The sequence below is a fragment of the Streptomyces sp. 891-h genome, from assembly GCF_022760275.1.
Lineage (GTDB): Bacteria > Actinomycetota > Actinomycetes > Streptomycetales > Streptomycetaceae > Streptomyces > Streptomyces spirodelae.
The window spans coordinates 1,587,180-1,603,803 of record NZ_CP050693.1 but is presented as its reverse complement, the minus strand read 5'-3'; the positions used below and the strand labels follow the sequence as shown (position 1 = coordinate 1,603,803).

The 16,624-nt window shown below is 70.0% G+C and carries 17 protein-coding genes; 12 read left to right on the top strand and 5 right to left on the bottom strand.

What is annotated here, in order from left to right; genetic code table 11:
- Window positions 1-506: 506 nt before the first annotated feature.
- The 9 genes from HC362_RS06740 to HC362_RS06700 all read left to right on the top strand — a co-directional run bounded on the left by HC362_RS06740 (window position 507) and on the right by HC362_RS06700 (window position 8,251).
- Window positions 507-1,412, top strand: a complete 906-nt coding sequence (locus HC362_RS06740) for a helix-turn-helix transcriptional regulator (protein ID WP_243083013.1) — start codon at window positions 507-509, stop codon at window positions 1,410-1,412.
- Between the two features lie 59 nt (window positions 1,413-1,471).
- Entirely contained in the window at window positions 1,472-1,726 is a 255-nt protein-coding gene (locus tag HC362_RS06735) for a hypothetical protein (protein ID WP_243083012.1), read from the top strand.
- Between the two features lie 47 nt (window positions 1,727-1,773).
- Complete coding sequence (locus tag HC362_RS06730; RefSeq protein WP_243088397.1) at window positions 1,774-2,172, top strand: helix-turn-helix domain-containing protein; 399 nt, start codon at window positions 1,774-1,776, stop codon at window positions 2,170-2,172.
- Between the two features lie 199 nt (window positions 2,173-2,371).
- The gene (gene uraD / locus HC362_RS06725; protein ID WP_243083011.1) at window positions 2,372-2,887 is read left to right on the top strand and encodes a 2-oxo-4-hydroxy-4-carboxy-5-ureidoimidazoline decarboxylase; all 516 of its coding nucleotides are present in this window, start codon (window positions 2,372-2,374) and stop codon (window positions 2,885-2,887) included.
- Window positions 2,884-3,327 carry a hydroxyisourate hydrolase gene (gene uraH, locus HC362_RS06720; protein ID WP_243083010.1) on the top strand — a complete coding sequence of 148 codons (444 nt, stop codon included), beginning with the start codon at window positions 2,884-2,886 and terminating at the stop codon, window positions 3,325-3,327. The genes uraD and uraH overlap by 4 nt, the downstream gene beginning before the upstream one ends.
- Before the next feature lie 4 nt (window positions 3,328-3,331).
- Window positions 3,332-4,267 (top strand): factor-independent urate hydroxylase, encoded by a 936-nt coding sequence (pucL, locus tag HC362_RS06715; RefSeq protein ID WP_243083009.1) that lies wholly within the window; start codon window positions 3,332-3,334, stop codon window positions 4,265-4,267.
- A gap of 90 nt (window positions 4,268-4,357) precedes the next feature.
- Window positions 4,358-5,752 carry an 8-oxoguanine deaminase gene (locus HC362_RS06710; protein ID WP_243083008.1) on the top strand — a complete coding sequence of 465 codons (1,395 nt, stop codon included), beginning with the start codon at window positions 4,358-4,360 and terminating at the stop codon, window positions 5,750-5,752.
- Window positions 5,753-6,117: 365 nt separating this feature from the next.
- Window positions 6,118-7,473: a nucleobase:cation symporter-2 family protein gene (locus tag HC362_RS06705; protein ID WP_243088396.1), complete on the top strand. Its 1,356-nt coding sequence runs from the start codon at window positions 6,118-6,120 to the stop codon at window positions 7,471-7,473.
- Between the two features lie 238 nt (window positions 7,474-7,711).
- Window positions 7,712-8,251, top strand: coding sequence for an RICIN domain-containing protein (locus HC362_RS06700; RefSeq protein ID WP_243083007.1), 540 nt, complete (start codon window positions 7,712-7,714; stop codon window positions 8,249-8,251).
- A gap of 44 nt (window positions 8,252-8,295) precedes the next feature.
- On the opposite strand, the gene HC362_RS06695 is transcribed toward HC362_RS06700, so the two are convergent.
- From HC362_RS06695 to HC362_RS06685, 3 genes are all read right to left on the bottom strand, one after another.
- Complete coding sequence (locus HC362_RS06695) at window positions 8,296-9,597, bottom strand: hydroxymethylglutaryl-CoA reductase (RefSeq protein ID WP_243083006.1); 1,302 nt, start codon at window positions 9,595-9,597, stop codon at window positions 8,296-8,298.
- A gap of 179 nt (window positions 9,598-9,776) precedes the next feature.
- Entirely contained in the window at window positions 9,777-10,472 is a 696-nt protein-coding gene (locus HC362_RS06690; protein ID WP_243083005.1) for a helix-turn-helix transcriptional regulator, read from the bottom strand.
- Between the two features lie 90 nt (window positions 10,473-10,562).
- Window positions 10,563-11,450, bottom strand: coding sequence for an NAD(P)-binding domain-containing protein (locus tag HC362_RS06685; protein WP_243083004.1), 888 nt, complete (start codon window positions 11,448-11,450; stop codon window positions 10,563-10,565).
- A 104-nt stretch (window positions 11,451-11,554) separates the two neighbouring features.
- Here HC362_RS06685 and HC362_RS06680 point away from each other — a divergent pair, with 104 nt between their 5' ends.
- Window positions 11,555-11,887: a helix-turn-helix domain-containing protein gene (locus HC362_RS06680; protein WP_243083003.1), complete on the top strand. Its 333-nt coding sequence runs from the start codon at window positions 11,555-11,557 to the stop codon at window positions 11,885-11,887.
- A gap of 98 nt (window positions 11,888-11,985) precedes the next feature.
- Here HC362_RS06680 and HC362_RS06675 read toward each other — a convergent pair whose 3' ends face one another.
- Window positions 11,986-12,456 carry a GNAT family N-acetyltransferase gene (locus tag HC362_RS06675; protein WP_243083002.1) on the bottom strand — a complete coding sequence of 157 codons (471 nt, stop codon included), beginning with the start codon at window positions 12,454-12,456 and terminating at the stop codon, window positions 11,986-11,988.
- A gap of 119 nt (window positions 12,457-12,575) precedes the next feature.
- On the opposite strand from HC362_RS06675, the gene HC362_RS06670 reads away from it, so the two are divergent.
- Window positions 12,576-14,099 carry a Na+/H+ antiporter NhaC family protein gene (locus HC362_RS06670; protein WP_243088395.1) on the top strand — a complete coding sequence of 508 codons (1,524 nt, stop codon included), beginning with the start codon at window positions 12,576-12,578 and terminating at the stop codon, window positions 14,097-14,099.
- Window positions 14,100-14,185: 86 nt separating this feature from the next.
- Window positions 14,186-14,857 (top strand): GPP34 family phosphoprotein, encoded by a 672-nt coding sequence (locus tag HC362_RS06665; RefSeq protein WP_243083001.1) that lies wholly within the window; start codon window positions 14,186-14,188, stop codon window positions 14,855-14,857.
- Between the two features lie 123 nt (window positions 14,858-14,980).
- Here the strand turns inward: HC362_RS06665 and aceB are convergent, their stop codons facing one another.
- Complete coding sequence (aceB, locus tag HC362_RS06660) at window positions 14,981-16,609, bottom strand: malate synthase A (RefSeq protein WP_243083000.1); 1,629 nt, start codon at window positions 16,607-16,609, stop codon at window positions 14,981-14,983.
- Between the last annotated feature and the right edge of the window lie 15 nt (window positions 16,610-16,624).

Here is a 16,624-nt window from a genome sequence, read left to right as displayed (position 1 = left end):
CTGTAGTCGGCAGTCCTGTCAAGGGCCGACTTCCGGGCCCCGGCGCGCCAGCGCCGCCCGCGGGTAGGCAGGCAGAAGCCCCGGGTCCCGTCTCGGCGACGGGACCCGGGGCGGGGTGTCCGAAATGGCCGATGCTGTGCCGGGCGAGCCGGGCGAGCGGAAGCGGAAAGGAGCCAAGGCGCCCCTCAGTGCTTCAATCCGACCCCTGCGCCCCGATCAGCGGGGCGTGGGGGTGGGCAGGTGCAATTGCAAGGGCACGGGCATCCGCACAGGCAGGTGCAAGGGCAAGTGCAGGCGCCCGTAGTTGCCCTCCGGGGCCGGGGCGCCTACATTCTCGTCTTCAACTACTGTGCCCGGGAGGCTGGTTGCCGGGTTGGCGTTGGGGGAGTATGGGAAGCTCCGCGCGGAACGGCCGTGCGGTGCCCGCGTATTCTCCCGGTACCTGTACCGGACCGGTACACCGGTGCCACACTGTTGTGACCGCCCAATAACCCTTGGGAGTCGGAATGCCCGCCATGATGCAGCCGTCCGGTGAACCGTCGCTCCGCTCCGCCCAGGAGCAGTCGAACGGGCCAACCGCGCTGCGGATCATCCTGGGCGTCAAGCTGCGCAGGCTGCGCCAGTCACTCGACATCTCCCGGGAGGCAGCGGGCCGGGCCATCCGCGGCTCGCACGCGAAGATCACCCGGCTGGAGCGCGGACAGGTCGGCGCCAAGGAGCACGATCTGCGGGACCTGCTGACGCTCTACGGCGTCCACGGCACGGACGAGCGCGAGGAATTCTTCGATCTGGCCCGGCAGGCCAACTCGCCCGGCTGGTGGTGCCAGTACTCGGACGTACTGGAGGACTGGTTCGAGCTGCATCTCGGACTGGAGGACGCGGCTTCGCTGATCAGGACGTACGAGGTCCAGTTCCTGCCCGGCCTGCTCCAGACCGAGGACTACGCGTTCGCCGTCAGCCGGCTCGGCTACCCGACCACCGAACCGCGCAAGGTCGCCCGGATCGTCGAACTGCGCATGGCCAGGCAGAAGCTGCTGGAACGGGCCGATCCGCCGCGCCTGTGGGCCGTCGTGGACGAGGCGGTGCTGCGGCGTCCCTTCGGCGGCCCCGAGGTGATGCGCGAGCAGCTCGAACATCTGCTGAAGGTGATCAAGCTGCCGCATGTGACGCTGCAGGTCGCGCCGTTCGAGGTGACGGCGGCCGCTGCCGGCACGCCCGTGACCCTGCTCCGCTTCGCCGACCCCGACCTGGGCGACAAGGTGTATCTGGAGCATCTGACCAACGCGGTCTACCTCGACAAGCCCTCCGAGGTCGACCAGTACACGCTGATCATGGACCGGCTGTGCGCCGAGGCCCGGCAGCCCGCGGAGACCGCCGCCTTCATCGAGGGCATCCTCGACGGGCTGGGCTGACCCCCGAGCCGCCCGCGCTGACCTGCGGCGCAAGGCGGCGTTCTCGGTACTGTGGCTCCATGAGGCGATTGCGAGTGGAGTTCACGACGGAGCCCTTCGATCTGGACGAGGCCCCCAGGCACGCGGTCGTGGCCCGCGAGGTCGTCCAGTCGGCGGCACTGGATGCCGTGGATGTCGGTCCGTTCGGCAACACCGCCGAGGGCTCGGCCGACGAGGTGCTGGACGCCGTGGCCGCGCTGCTGCGCAGTTCGCTGGAGGCCGGGGCGACCCGGGTCTCCCTCCAGGTGAATGTGATCGGGGAGGGCGAGGGCTGATGGGCCAGGACGAACACGCCTCGGGGCCCACGGCAGGCGGCGGATCCATGGCAGACGGCGGACCCGTAGCGGGCGGGGCCGCGTCCGGGCATCCGTTCGTCGTCGCGATCAAGCCGCTGGTGGACGCCATGGGCGGCGCGATGGTGGCCCCGCAGGAGGCGCAGGGCGACGATGTGGTGCTCGCCTGGGAGGGCGAGGACGTGGTGGCCGTACAGCTGCCGCACCTGTCCGACTCCCTCGACCACATCCTCGCGGAGCTGGAGCGGCGGCACGGGGTGCCGCTCGCGGAGCTCGACCGTAAGACGAAGCAGTCGGTGGTGCGGATCCTGGAGACGCGGGGCGCCTTCTCGGTGCGGCACGGCGTGGAGACGGTGGCCAGCGCGCTGGGCGTCTCCCGCTTCACGGTCTACAACTACCTCAACAGGGAGAACGGCCGGACAAGCTGAGCGCTCCCGCCCTTGGAGGGCGCCTCCGGGGGCACGCTGAAGGCGTCTCCGGGGCGCCCCGAAGGCGCCCTCGGACGGCTTCCGCATCGCGGGCTTCGTTTTCCGGAAAGTCGAAAGACCTTCAACAAACTGTTGACGTGCTGTGCGCTGAGGACTTAGCTGTTCCCAGCCCGAACAGCACCACGGCCACGGAGGTCCCGTGACTTCGCGCTCGACGCCAGGCCTCGCCTGGTTCAACTCCGCAGCGGACGCCGAGGCGCGCGCCGCGCTCCACGAGGTGTGCGCCGCCCGGGACTGGGGGAGCGCGCTGCTCGCCCAGCGTCCCTACGACAGTGCCGATGCCCTCTTCGCCGCGAGTGACGAGGCCACCGCAGCCCTCACCGACGAGGGGCTGGACGAGGCCATGGCCGGGCACCCACCCATCGGCCGCCCGAAGCCCGGCGACCCGACCTCGTCCCGCGAGCAGCGGGGCATGGCCGGCGCCTCCGAGGAGCTGAAGGCCGAAATGCTCGAACTGAACCTGGCATACCAGGACAAATTCGGGCATGTGTTTCTCATCTGTGCCACCGGCAGAAGTGCCGAGGAGATGAGGGACGCCGTTCGTCACCGGATCGACAACACACCGCAACAGGAGCGGGAGATCGTGCGGCGGGAGCTGGCGAAGATCAACCGCCTTCGGCTCACCCGGCTCGCGGAGGAAGGACCCACGGCATGAGCGACGGGACGAGCACCTCGGTGTCGACGAGCACTTCGGTGTCCACGCACATCCTGGACACCAGCCGCGGCCGCCCGGCCGCCGGGGTCGGCGTACGGCTGTCCGTACGCCAGGGAGACGAGCAGGCCGCATGGGTCGCGCACGGGGCGTCGAAGACCGACGCCGACGGGCGCTGCAAGGACTTTCCGGCGCTGCCGGAAGGCGCCACCCACGTACGGTTCGAATTCGAGACCGAGCCGTACTTCGTGGAAGAGCACAGTTCGAATCCGCGCAGCCAGCGCGAAGCCGCGGAACAGCAGGACGCCCCCCGCGTAAGGGACAGCGCACCAGGCAGCTTCTTTCCCGAGGTCACCATCGTCTTCGCGGTGAACCCGGGTGAGCACTACCACGTGCCGCTGCTGCTCAACCCGTTCGGCTACTCCGTGTACCGAGGGAGCTGACACCATGCCCACGATTCTCGGCCAGAACCAGTACGGCAAGGCAGAGAACCGCGTCGTCAAGATCACGCGGGACGGCGACACCCACCACATCAAGGATCTGAACGTCTCCGTCGCCCTCAGCGGCGACCTGGACGACGTCCACTACTCCGGCTCCAACGCCCATGTGCTGCCGACCGACACCACGAAGAACACCGTCTTCGCCTTCGCCAAGGAGCACGGCATCGAGTCGGCCGAGGCGTTCGGTGTCCTGCTCGCCCGGCACTTCGTGGAGAACACCGGGCCGATCCACCAGGCGCGCATCCGCATCGAGGAGTACGACTGGGAGCGCATCGAGACCTCCGACGCCAACTCCAGGTTCATCGGCGCCGACGAGGTCAAGCACTCCTTCGTACGCAAGGGCCAGGAGATACGCACCGCGCAGATCACCTTCGACGGTGCGAGCGTCGAGGTGCTGTCCGGACTCAAGGGGCTGACGGTCCTCAACTCCACGAACTCGGAGTTCTGGGGCTACATCAAGGACCGCTACACCACCCTCAAGGAGGACTACGACCGCATCCTCGCCACCGAGGTGGCCGCCGTATGGCGGCACAACTGGACCGGCGCGGAGGGGGAGCGGACGCCCAACTGGGACAAGTCCTACGCCCAGACGAAGAAGCACATGCTGCACGCCTTCGCCGAGACGTACTCGCTCTCGCTCCAGCAGACGCTGTACCAGATGGGTTCGCGCGTCATCAACAGCCGGCCCGAGATCGACGAGATCCGGTTCTCGATGCCGAACAAGCACCACTTCAAGGTCGACCTGTCGCCGTTCGACATCAAGAACGAGGCAGCCGACGGTGCCGTCTACTACGCGGCTGACCGGCCGTACGGCCTCATCGAGGCCACCGTCCTGCGCGATGGGGCGACCCCTCGCATACCCGTGGACATGACGAACCTGTAGTTCCTTCTCTCCTCACCCCGCCCCCACCGGGACAGACTTGAGCCCCGGTGGGGGCGGGGGAGGGGGCACACCCCCAAGCGAGGACACCCCATGGCCTATCCGGAACAGACCACAGGCCGCATCGTCATCGAGAAGTGCGCCATCGCGACCGTCGACGCTCACGACACCGAGTACGCGACCGGCCACCTGGTCATCAACGGCAACCGGATCGAGTCCCTCGGTCCTGGCGACGCGCCCGAGGCCCTGGGGAACGTCACGCGCCGTATCGACGGCACGGGCCACCTGTTGACCCCGGGCCTGATCAACACCCACCACCACTTCTACCAGTGGATCACCCGCGGCCTGGCCCAGGACGCCAACCTCTTCAACTGGCTCGTCGCCCTCTATCCGACCTGGGCGCGGATCGACGAGGAGATGGTCTACGCGGCGGCCCGGGGCTCCCTCGGGATGATGGCGCGCGGCGGGGTGACCACCGCGATGGACCACCACTACGTCTTCCCGCGCGGGGCCGGCGACCTGCTCGGCGCCGAGATCCGCGCCGCAGCCGAGCTGGGGGTCAGGTTCACCGCGGCGCGGGGCTCCATGGACCGCGGGGAGTCGGACGGCGGCCTCCCGCCGGACTTCGCCGTCGAGACTCTCGACGGCGCCCTCACCGAGACCGAGCGGGCCATCGACACCTACCACGACGCCTCGTTCGGCTCGATGCTGCACATCGCCGCCGCACCCTGTTCGCCGTTCTCCGTCTCGACCGAACTGATGCGCGAAGCAGCCGAGTTGGCCCGTCGCAAGGGCGTGCGGCTGCACACGCACGGCTCGGAGACGGCGGAGGAGGAGAAGTTCTGTCACGAGCTGTTCGGCATGGGCCCGACCGACTACTTCGAGTCCGTCGGCTGGCTCGGCGAGGACGTGTGGATGGCGCACTGCGTCCATATGACCGATGAGGACATCGCCGCCTTCGCCCGCACCAGGACGGGCGCCGCGCACTGCCCCTCGTCCAATGCCAGGCTCGGGGCGGGCATCGCCCGGGTACCCGACATGCTCGCCGCGGGCGTACCTGTCGGCCTCGGTGTGGACGGCACGGCGTCCAACGAGTCGGGCGAGCTGCACACCGAACTGCGGAACGCGCTGCTCGTCAACCGCCTCGGCCCGCACAGGCAGGACGCGCTGACCGTGCGCCAGGCCCTGCGGCTCGGCACCTACGGCGGCGCCCAGGTGCTGGGCCGTGCCCAGGAGACGGGCTCGCTGGAGGCGGGGAAGCTCGCCGACGCCGTGCTGTGGAAGCTGGACGGCATCGGACACTCCTCCATCGCCGACCCGGTCGCCGCGCTGGTCCTGGGCGCCGCGGCGCCGGTCACCCTCTCCCTGGTGGGCGGCAGGCCGATCGTCGAGGACGGTCATCTGCTGCGGGCCGACGAGGAGGAGATCGCCCGCGACGCACGGGACGAGGCACGTCGTCTCGCCCGGATCGCGGCGGACGCGGGCTGACCGCCGGCACCGCCTGCACCGCCGGCTGAGGCGCCGCCGCGCAGCGCGGCGCGGCTTCGGCCGGCCCCTTGGACACCGGCCGGGAGGGACGGCTCCCGGCCGGTTCGCCCCACCTCCATCCGGACTCCTGTCATGTTCCGGACATTCGTGGGCGCACTCGCACCACAAATTCATCACCAGTACCACCTTGCACACCGCACCACCTCCGGAAACCGTGTGCCGCACGGCGCCGAAAACGACAGGAGGACCCCGTGGCCAAGACGCCCAGGTTCACCAAGCAAGGAAAGACGGCAGACGGCAGTGGGGGCGAACGGGGCCGGGAGCCGCGCGGGACCGCGCAGCCCAAGCACCCGGTCGACCAGGGCATGCCACCGCTGAAACTGTTCACCACCGGCCTCCAGCACGTCGCCGCGATGTACGCGGGGGTGGTCGCACCGCCGCTCGTCATCGGCGCAGCCGTGGGCCTCTCGCCGACCGAACTGACGTTCCTGACCGGCGCCAGCCTCTTCATGGCCGGTATCGCCACCCTGCTGCAGACCCTCGGGGTCTGGAGGATCGGCGCCCGGCTGCCGTTCGTCAACGGGGTCACCTTCGCCACCGTCGCGCCCATGCTGGCCATCAACAAGGCCGAGGGGCCCGCCGACGCACTGCCCGTCATCTTCGGCGCCACGATGGTCGCCGCCGCGCTCGGCTTCCTCATCGCCCCGTTCTTCAGCAAGCTCGTCCGCTTCTTCCCGCCGGTCGTCACCGGCAGCGTCATCACCCTCATCGGTGTCTCGCTGATGCCCGTCGCCTTCAACTGGGCGCAGGGCGGCAACGCCGAGGACCCGCACTACGGGGACTTCTCCAACATCGGCATGGCCGGCGCCACCCTGCTGATCGTGCTGCTGCTGCGCCGTTTCACCAGCGGGTTCCTCAAGCAGATAGCCGTGCTGATCGGGCTCGTCGTCGGCACCCTGATAGCGATACCCGTCGGCATCACGGACTTCACCGCGATCAGGGAAGCCGACATCGTCGGCTTCCCCACCCCCTTCCACTTCGGCGCTCCGCAGTTCGCCCTCGCCGCGATCATCTCCATGTGCGTGGTGATGCTCGTCTCGATGACCGAGTCCACCGCCGACATGCTGGCGCTGGGCGAGGTCGTGGAGCGCCCCTCCGACGAGAAGACCATCGCGGCCGGGCTGCGCGCCGATACGCTCGGCTCCTTCGTCAGTCCCTTCTTCAACGGCTTCATGTGCAGCGCGTTCGCACAGAACATCGGCCTGGTGGCGATGACGCGCATCCGCAGCCGGTTCGTGGTCGCCACCGGAGGCGGCATCCTCATCCTCATGGGCCTGTGCCCGCTCGCCGCCGGCCTGGTGGCGGCCGTACCGCAGCCGGTCCTCGGCGGGGCCGGAGTGGTGCTGTTCGGCTCCGTCGCCGCGAGCGGCATCCAGACCCTGCTCAAGGCGGACCTCGGCAAGGACAACAACGTACTGATCGTCGGCACCGCGCTGGCCGTCGGCATCATCCCCATCGCGGCGCCGGACTTCTACCACGCGTTCCCCGAGAGCGCGAAGATCATCCTCGACTCCGGGATCTCCACCGGGTGTCTCACCGCCGTCGTCCTCAACCTGGTCTTCAACCACCTCGGCCGCTCCCGCCGCGACGAGGAAGTGGTCGCCCACCCGATGGAACCGGGCGAAGGCATCCCGCACCCCCGTGAGACCACCCCGGCCTGAGCGCAGCTCTCCACCGCTTCGCCGCCGCGCCGCCATGACCCATGACGGCGCGGCGGCTCGATGACGACGCGCGCGACGGCGCGCGGGGAGCATGGCCGCTCGCGATGGATGTTCGAGCAACCAAATCACTCTTACGGTCAGTTCAGCGGAGAAGAAGGCTAAATGGTGTAAACACGGGCCAGTTATGCAGGTGTCTCGGCCAGGCGGAAGTTCTGGCCCACCTGAAAGGGTTGGTGAAGTGCCCAAGAAGCGACGCGTACTGCTCAGCGCCACCGCACTGCTCGGCCTCGCCGCGACGGGACTGGCCACGTCGGTGCCCGGCGCCTCCGCTGACGACCGGGCGGCGGCTGCGGACACAGTGATCGTCCACTCGGCGAAGAACTCCCGCCTCGTCATGGATGTCCAGGGTGCATCCAAGGCGAACGGCGCCCGGATCATCCTCTATCCGCGGCACGGCGCCGCCAACCAGCGCTGGCAGATCGTCCCCGGCCAGGGCGACTGGTTCCAGCTGCGCAGCGTCAACAGCGGCAGGTGCCTGGTCAACGCCTACCACAGTGTGCAGAACGGTCATGGCCTGACGCAGATGGGCTGCAACTCCAGCTATGAGGACCAGTTCTGGGCCCGGGTCCCGGTCGGCAACGGTGACAAGTTCACCCTCGTCAACAAGTACAGCGGCAAGTGTGCCGACCAGACGCTCGATGGCAGGCCGCGCACGCAGGTGATCCAGTGGACCTGCCACGGCCTCTCGCACCAGCTCTGGACGGCAGAGAAGGCGTAGCTCCACTGAAGGGTCCGCGGCGCCCCCGGTCGTCCGGCGGTGCCCTATCCGCCCCGGAACCGCCCAGGCCCCGTCGGGGCGGCGGTGCCGGGGCGTCCGCCTGGACCGGGCACAGGAGTCTCCGTGCGGGCGGGGGCCGATGCCGGTGGGCGATTGCGGCCCAGGCGTTCATGCGCGGCCACGAACTCGTCGGCGCTGACGGCGGACAGCGTGGACAGGTCGAGCGCCAGCGCGAACCCGGCGATGATCTCGGCGAGGCGGGGTGCTCCTCCGGGCCCGGCGCAGCCGAGCATGTCCAGGAGGGCGTGCTGTGCGGGAAGCCGGGTACCGCCGCCGACCGTGCCCACGATGAGGGCTGGGAGCACCATCGTCGCCCGTACGCCGTCGCCTGCGGCCTCCAACTCCAGGTGGCCCAGGCTGGATTCGTGCACCGAAGCGATGTCCTGGCCCAGGGCCGTGAACATCCCGCCGATGACATTGGCGATGCAGATGTCGTTGCCGACCATCCCGCCGTGCACAGCGCCGCCGCGCTGGAAGCGGTGCGTCTCCAGCAGCCTGTCCCGGGTGGTCTTGAGTACGCCGCCGAGGACGTCGGCGGACACCTCGGCCTCCGCGACCACGCGGGTGCCGCGGCCGTTGAGGAAGCTGTGGTACGTGACCTTCTTGTCGCCGCTCAGGTTCCCCTCCACCCGGAACCGGACGATGTCCGTCGCCGTTTCCGCCGGGAAACGGGTGAGAATCCACTGACAGGCGTGCCAGGTGCACGCCGAGGTCATGTTCTGCCCGGCTGCATCGCCGGTCTCATAGGAGAAGACCACGTGCACGGTGCGGCCCGTCATGACCGGACGGATGTTCACGAGCACGGCATGCCCGGAGATCTGGGCCGCCTGGGCACGCAGCTGAGCGACGCGTTCGCTGATCCACTCCGCGAACGCGGCGGCCCGGTCGAGTGAGCCGAGTTGGAAGACAGGGGCCCGGGTCATGACCTGGGCGACCGCGTGCGTACGCACACCACCGGACTGCGAGAGGGCGGTGGCCCCACGGGAGGCCGACGCGACAAGCGCGCCCTCAGTGGTGGCCAGCGGGGCGTACAGACAGCCGGAGACGTGCGTCCCCGAGAAGGCCAGCGGCCCGGCCAGGCCGACCGGGACCTCCACCGCCCCGATGAGGTTCTCCACGTTGCCGACCAGGTCTTCCGCGCGTGTCCGCATGTACTGCACAGGCGTCAGCGGCGCTCCCGCCTGGGTGCGCAGCCAGTCCAGCCGCCGTCGCCGTGCGGCCTCTGTGTGGCTGTCGCGCTCGGGGATGGCGGACATGTCGCCGGGATCGGGCTCGGTGGGGCACATGGGGACTCCACGTCCTGTCACTCGCTCTGCTCTGCAACAGCCCCTCGCCGAACGGAAACGGGGAGCGGCCTGTTCCCACCGCTCTCATATGCGGAAGCCCCAACGGGAGTCTTTCCGGGCGTCAGTGCGTGAACGCGTTGAACGCGCCCGTTGAGAACTGCAGGAGGGCTCCTCCGCCCTCAGCCCTCGACGGCCTGCCAGAAGTGGGTGAGGATCTCCTCCAGGAAGGCCCGCCCCGCGTCCCGGGACGAGGCCGAGGCGGGCTGTCCCCAGCCCAGCGAGGCGGCGGTCGTGGAGTGGTAGGCGCCGTGCAGGCCACGCAGCCCCTCCTCGACGTACTCGCGCGGCAGCGGAACCAGTTCACGGACGGCACCGACATACGCCTGCCACCGGGTGGTGGCGGCCTTGCGCAGGAGCTGCGCCAGTTCCTCGTCCCGTCCGGTGAACTCGATCAGCGCGGGTACCGGCAGCCGCAGCACCTCGGCCAGTGCTTCGGCCTGCCGCGCGCTGCCGGTCCACGCACCGGTTTCCTCGACCTGTGCGTACTCCTGAGGTGCCATACCGATCTCACGGGCGACGTCGGTGGCCGAGGCGCCGCGTGCCAGCCGGTACTCCCGCAGGGTTCCGGGCCGGCCCATCAGGTCGGCCGCCGAGCACCACAGGGCACCGGCGAGCGCGGTCAGCTGCCCTTCGTCGGGTGCGGCGTCGCCCGCCTCCCACGCCGCGACCGTCCGCGCGTCGATCTCCAAGCCGTACGCGGCACGCATCCCGTACGCGACATCCTCCGGTGACAGTCGCAGCCCTTCGCGCAGTCGCCGCGCGGCCGAGCCGTCGAACGAACTGCCTGCCTGCCCCCGTGACGTGCCGTAGTGCATCGGCACACCGTAGGGAGCGGGGCGACCGGCTGCCTACCGTGCGTTCAGCCGAAGCCCGAGATCGTAGGAACCTCCGTCGCCGGGGCCACCTCAGCGCTGTCGCAACATGTCCACCAGCCCGGCCAGTCCCTCGTCGCCGTAGCCCCTCGCGTCCCGCTCCCGCATGGACGCCATGAAGGGGCCCAGCAGTTCCCGGCTCACACCCTGTTCCTCCGCGGTGGCCTCGAGGGTGGCGTTGCCGGCGGCCATCATGGCCAGGTTGGAGGTGACCCCCTCGGTGTAGTCGCCGCTCTCCAGCTGCTGGGCCATGGACTCGGCCATCCCGAGCATGGCGCGCAGCCACTCCGTCAGCAGTGGGGCGAAAGCCGTCGGCTTCACCTCCTGCTCGGGCCGCATCAGGGCGAAGGCGTGGGTGATGCCCGCGAACATGCCTGTCATCGCGCTCAGCAGCGCCACATCGTGGAGCGCGGCGTGCCCGGGGTCGGAGCCGACGTAGCGGGTGGCCGCCGGAACGGCCAGCGTGTCGCGGTGCTGCTCGAACAGCGCGTGGTCGCCGCTGTAGAAGATGTAGCCGCCCGCCTGCGGTGTGCCGATCATCGGGGGTACGGCCATGATGCCGCCGTCCAGGAAGCGGGCTCCGCGCTGCCGGGCCCACGAAGCACGCTCCCTGGCCTGCGCCGGGGTGCCGGTGGTGAGGTTGACGATGTCCTTGCCGGTCAGCTCGGCCGCCGCGAGGGCCTCGCCGACGGAGGCGTCGTCCAGCAGGCAGACGACGACGAGGTCGGCTGCCGACACCGCGTCGGCGGCGCTCGCCGCGACCCGAGCGCCCTCCGCGGCCAGGGGTTCGGCCTTGGCGGCTGTGCGGTTCCAGACGGTGAGGGAGTGGCCGGCGGCGAGCCAGGTGTGGGCCAGTGCGGTGCCCATGTCGCCGAGTCCGAGCAGGGCGAGCGGGGTTGCGGGGGTGTTGTCCGTCGTCATGCTCTACAGGCTCGTGCCGGCTCGGACCATGATCAAGTACGCACTTCTCAGTGCGTGGTTACCGTAAAGTGAGTGCCCGGCGAGGACCGGGGGAGGCAGCAGCCATGACCAGGCGCGGCACATATGTGTGCGGCATCGACGCCGCGATCGATGTGGTCGGCGGCAAGTGGAAGGTCCTCATCCTCTGGGCGCTGGCCCAGCAGCCGTGCCGCTTCGGCGAGCTGCGGCGGGGCATCCCCGGGGTCACCGAGAAGGTCCTCGCCTCGCATCTGCGCGAGTTGGAGGCGGACGGGATCGTCTGTCGCGAGGAGTCCTACGAGGGGGCGGTGCGCAGGGTGACATACGAGCTGACCGAGCTGGGGACCTCCCTCAACGAGGCGCTGGCACCCCTTGGCGCGTGGGGGAGAGAACATTTGCTGAGTGAGGGCGCCTTGTAAGGGGCGCGGGAACGGCGCGCGCGACCACCACCGGAGCCGCAGCCCGCATGCCTCGGACAGGGGCACCCCCTCGCCGGCCCGAGAGCGCCGGGCAAGCGCTACGCGCCCAGCGCTTTCAGCGCGTCGTCCGTCAGCCGGTAGACCGTCCACTCGCTCTGCGGCCGCGCGCCCAGCGCCTCGTAGAAGGCGATGGAGGGGGCGTTCCAGTTGAGGACCGACCATTCCAGGCGCTCGTAGCCGCGCTCGACGCACAACCGCGCGAGCTCGGTCAGCAGCGCCTTGCCGTGGCCGCCGCCGCGCGCCGCGGGGCGGACGTACAGGTCCTCCAGATAGATGCCGTGCACGCCGCGCCAGGTGGAGAAGTTGAGGAACCACAGGGCGAAGCCCACGGGGTTGCCCTCCGCGTCCTCGGCCAGATGCGCGTACGCGGCCGGGTGCTCGCCGAACAGCGCCTCGCGCAGCTGCTCCTCGCTCGCCCTCGCCTCCTCCAGCGCCCGCTCGTACTCGGCGAGCTCGCGGATCATGGTGTGGATGGCGGGGACGTCGGCGGGGACTGCGCTGCGAATCATGCCCACAGCGTATGCGGCGCGGCCGACGGGGGCGCGGGCATTATGCATGCCCGGCATGCAGCGCATTGCCCGTTATGCTGCGGTTTGCCCTGCAGGTGACCGAGGAAGGGGCGCGCGGCATGCCGACCGAGGCCGAGTCCCGAGAGGCTGAGCAGCAGCGCGGGTTCACCTTCCCGAGCGCGCTCACGGTGCTGGCGATCGTCACGCTGGCCGTCTGGGTGCTGGCGTTCTTCGTGCCCTCCGGCAGCTATGAGCGCGGGCCCGACGGCGCGCCCAAGCAGGGCACCTACCATCGCGAGCCGGCCGGACTCGGTGTGCTGGGCCGGTTCGACGAGCTGTTCCTCTCCCCGGTCAATGGCCTCTACGGCGTACAGGACCAGCGGACCGGGCAGGTGGGCCCGGACCTCACCGGCGAACTCTACGGAGCCGCCGGGGTGTTCTTCTTCGTACTGGCCATCGGCGCCTTCATCACCGTCGTCTTCGCGACCGGCGCCATGGACCGGGGCATCGGCCGCCTCGCGCACCGGCTGCGGAACCGGGGCGCGCTGCTGATCGTCGCCGTGATGCTGGTCTTCTCGCTGCTGGGCACCGTGGAGGGGTTCGCCGAGGAGACCTTGGGCTTCTACGGGCTGCTCGTCCCGCTGGTGCTCGCGCTGGGATACGACCGGATGGTGGCGACCGGCACCATCATCCTCGGCGCCGGGATCGGCGTGCTGTGCTCGACCGTCAACCCCTTCGCGACGGGGGTGGCCTCCTCGGCGGCGGACATCTCGCTCGGCGACGGAATCGCACTGCGGGCGCTGATGTGGCTGGTGCTGACGGCGGTCACCATCGGCTATGTCGTCCGGTACGCACGCCGGGTGCGCGACCACCCCGAACGCTCGCTGTCCGGCCACCGCCCCGGTGACCTGGACCTGTCCGCTGTACGCGACGACACCCACGAACCGCCGCCGCTCACCGGGCTGCACAAGGTCGTCCTGGTGACGGTCGCGCTGGTGTTCGCCTTCATGATCTTCTCGGTGATCCCCTGGGCGAGCGCGCTCAGCGGGGAGGCGGACGCGGCACCGTACAGCTGGGAACTGGGCTGGTCCTTCCCGCGGTTGGCGGCGCTGTTCATCTGCGCGGCGATCCTGGTGGGCCTGCTGACCCGGATGGGAGAGCAGCGCTTCACCAGTACCTTTGTGCGGGGGGTCGGCGAGTTCGCCTCACCCGCGCTGGTGATCGTCCTGGCCCGGGGGGTGACGACGATCATGAACAACGCGAAGATCACCGACACCCTGCTGCACTCCATCGAGGGGGCGGTCACCGGAGTACCCTCCGCGCTTTTCACCGTCATGATCTTCATCGTCAACCTCCCCCTCGCCTTCCTCATCCCCTCCACCTCCGGCCACGCCACGCTGGCCATGCCGATCCTGGCGCCGCTCGCCGACTTCGCCGGCGTCTCCCGCGCGGTCGTCGTCACGGCCTGGCAGGCGGCCAGCGGCTGGATGAACCTGTGGGTGCCCACCACCGCCGTCATCATGGGCGGCATCTCCCTCGCCAAGGTCCGCTACGACCGGTACCTGCGCTTCGCCGCTCCGCTGCTGGGTCTCCTCGCCCTGCTGATCACGGGCTTCGTCGCGCTGGGCGCGGTGCTGACGTAAGGGCGAGGGCCGAACGGCCACGTTTGCCCCGCCCGAACGTGGGCAGCGGAATCCGGATGAGTACGGGGACGGGCGAAGGGGGACTCATGACGGTCACACTCGGTGAGGAAGTCACGCTGCTGGCGCTGGAGGACGACACCGGCGCCGCGAAGAGCCGTTCCGCCGCCGGGTGGGCCGTCGCCGGCGGCATCCTGCTGGACCTGAGACTGGCCGGGCGGCTGGCCGTCACCGACGGGCGGCTCACCGTGAGCGACCACACGCCGACGGGCGACGACCTGCTGGACGGCCGCCTGGAGAAGATCGCCGAATGGACCGCGCGTGACGCCAAGGGCGCGGTCGGCGACTGGCTCGCCAAGGACCAGCCCAAGGCGCTCGACGCCGCCGTGGAACGGCTCTGCGCCCGGGGCATCGTCACCGAGCACAAGCGCCGCACGCTGGGAATCTTCACCACTCGCCGCTATCCGGAGGTGGACGGCTCGGCCGAACGCGAGCTGCGCCACCGGCTGGAGGACGTGGTGCGCTACGGCGCGGAGCCCGACGAGCGCACCACCGGGCTGATCGCCCTGCTGCACGCGGCGCGGCTGTACGAGGTGGCCTTCCCCGGCGTCCCCCGCAAACAGGTGGCCCCGCGGATGGAGGCCATCGCCGAGGGGCAGTGGGTCACCGAGGACATCCGCGAGGCCATCAAGGAGATGGAAGGGGTCCTGGTGGCCGTCATGGTGGCCACCACGGCCGCGACGACCGTGGCAGTGATGTAGGAAGCGTCCACAAGACGCAGTTCCCCGCGCCCCCCGGAAGGGGCGCGGGGAACTGCGCGACCCGCCACGACGCACGCGCAGCCTGCGACGGCGGAACAGGGGCAACCCTTCAGCAGCCCTGGTTCAGCCCCGCAGCATCTGGTACGCGGGAGTGGTCAGGAAGTCCTCGTACTGCTCGTCGAGGGCGACCCGCAGCAGCAGGTCGTGGGCCTCCTGCCAGCGGCCCGTGGCGAAGGACTCCTCGCCGATCTCCGCCCGGATGGCGGCGAGTTCGTCCGCGGCGACCTGCCGCGCCAGCTCGGCGGTGACTTCCTGGCCGGTGTCCAGAACGACCCCCGCGTTGATCCACTGCCAGATCTGGGAGCGGGAGATCTCCGCCGTCGCCGCGTCCTCCATCAGATTGAAGATGGCCACCGCGCCCAGTCCGCGCAGCCACGCCTCGATGTAGCGGATGCCCACCTGCACGGCGTTGCGCAGCCCCTCGGACGTCGGGCGGGCCTCCAGCGAGTCGACGGCGATCAGGTCGGCGGCCTTGACGTCGACGTCCTCACGCAGCCGGTCCTTCTGGTGCGGCCGCTCTCCCAGCACGGCGTCGAACGACGCCTTGGCCACCGGCACCAGGTCGGGGTGCGCCACCCAGGAGCCGTCGAAGCCGTCGCCGGCCTCCCGGTCCTTGTCGGCCCGGACCTTCTCGAAGGCGACCTCGTTGACCTCGGCGTCCTTGCGGGAGGGGATGAAAGCGGCCATGCCGCCGATGGCGTGCGCGCCGCGCTTGTGGCAGGTGCGCACCAGCAGTTCGGTGTACGCGCGCATGAACGGCGCCGTCATCGTCACCGCGTTGCGGTCGGGCAGCACGAAGCGCGAGCCCGCGTCCCGGAAGTTCTTGACGATGGAGAAGAGGTAGTCCCAGCGGCCCGCGTTCAGCCCGGCGGCGTGGTCGCGCAGCTCGTAGAGGATCTCCTCCATTTCGTAGGCCGCGGTGATCGTCTCGATCAGGACCGTGGCGCGGATGGTGCCCTGCGGGATGCCGCAGTAGTCCTGCGCGAAGACGAAGACCTCGTTCCACAGCCGCGCTTCGAGGTGCGACTCGGTCTTGGGCAGGTAGAAGTAGGGGCCCTTGCCCAGGTCGAGCAGCCGCTGCGCGTTGTGGAAGAAGTAGAGCCCGAAGTCGACCAGTGCGCCGGGCACCGGCTTCCCGTCGCAGACCAGGTGCCGCTCGTCCATGTGCCAGCCGCGCGGCCGCACCACGACCGTGGCCAGTTCCTCGGCGGGGCGCAGCGCGTAGCTCTTGCCGGTGCGCTCGTCGGTGAAGTCGATGCGCCGCTCGTAGGCGTCGGTCAGATTGAGCTGGCCGCCGATCACGTTCTCCCAGGTGGGTGCCGAGGCGTCCTCGAAGTCGGCGAGCCACACCCGCGCGCCGGAGTTGAGCGCGTTGATCGTCATCTTGCGGTCGGTGGGGCCGGTGATCTCGACCCTGCGGTCCAGGAGCGCGGGCGGGCAGTCGGCCACCTGCCAGTCGCCCTCGCGCACATGCGCGGTCTCCGGGAGGAAGTCCAGGGTGCTCGTACGTGCGATCTCGGCGCGCTTCTCGGCGCGGCGCGTGAGCAGTTCGTCGCGGCGCCCGGCGAACTTGCGGTGCAGCGCTGCCACGAACTCCAGCGCGGCGCCGGTCAGAACCTCGTCCTGCCTGGCGGGCCGCTGCCCGGGGTCGACGCCGACGATTTCCAGCGGGGAGGGCGCTGGTGCGGACATGGTGGGTCACTCCTT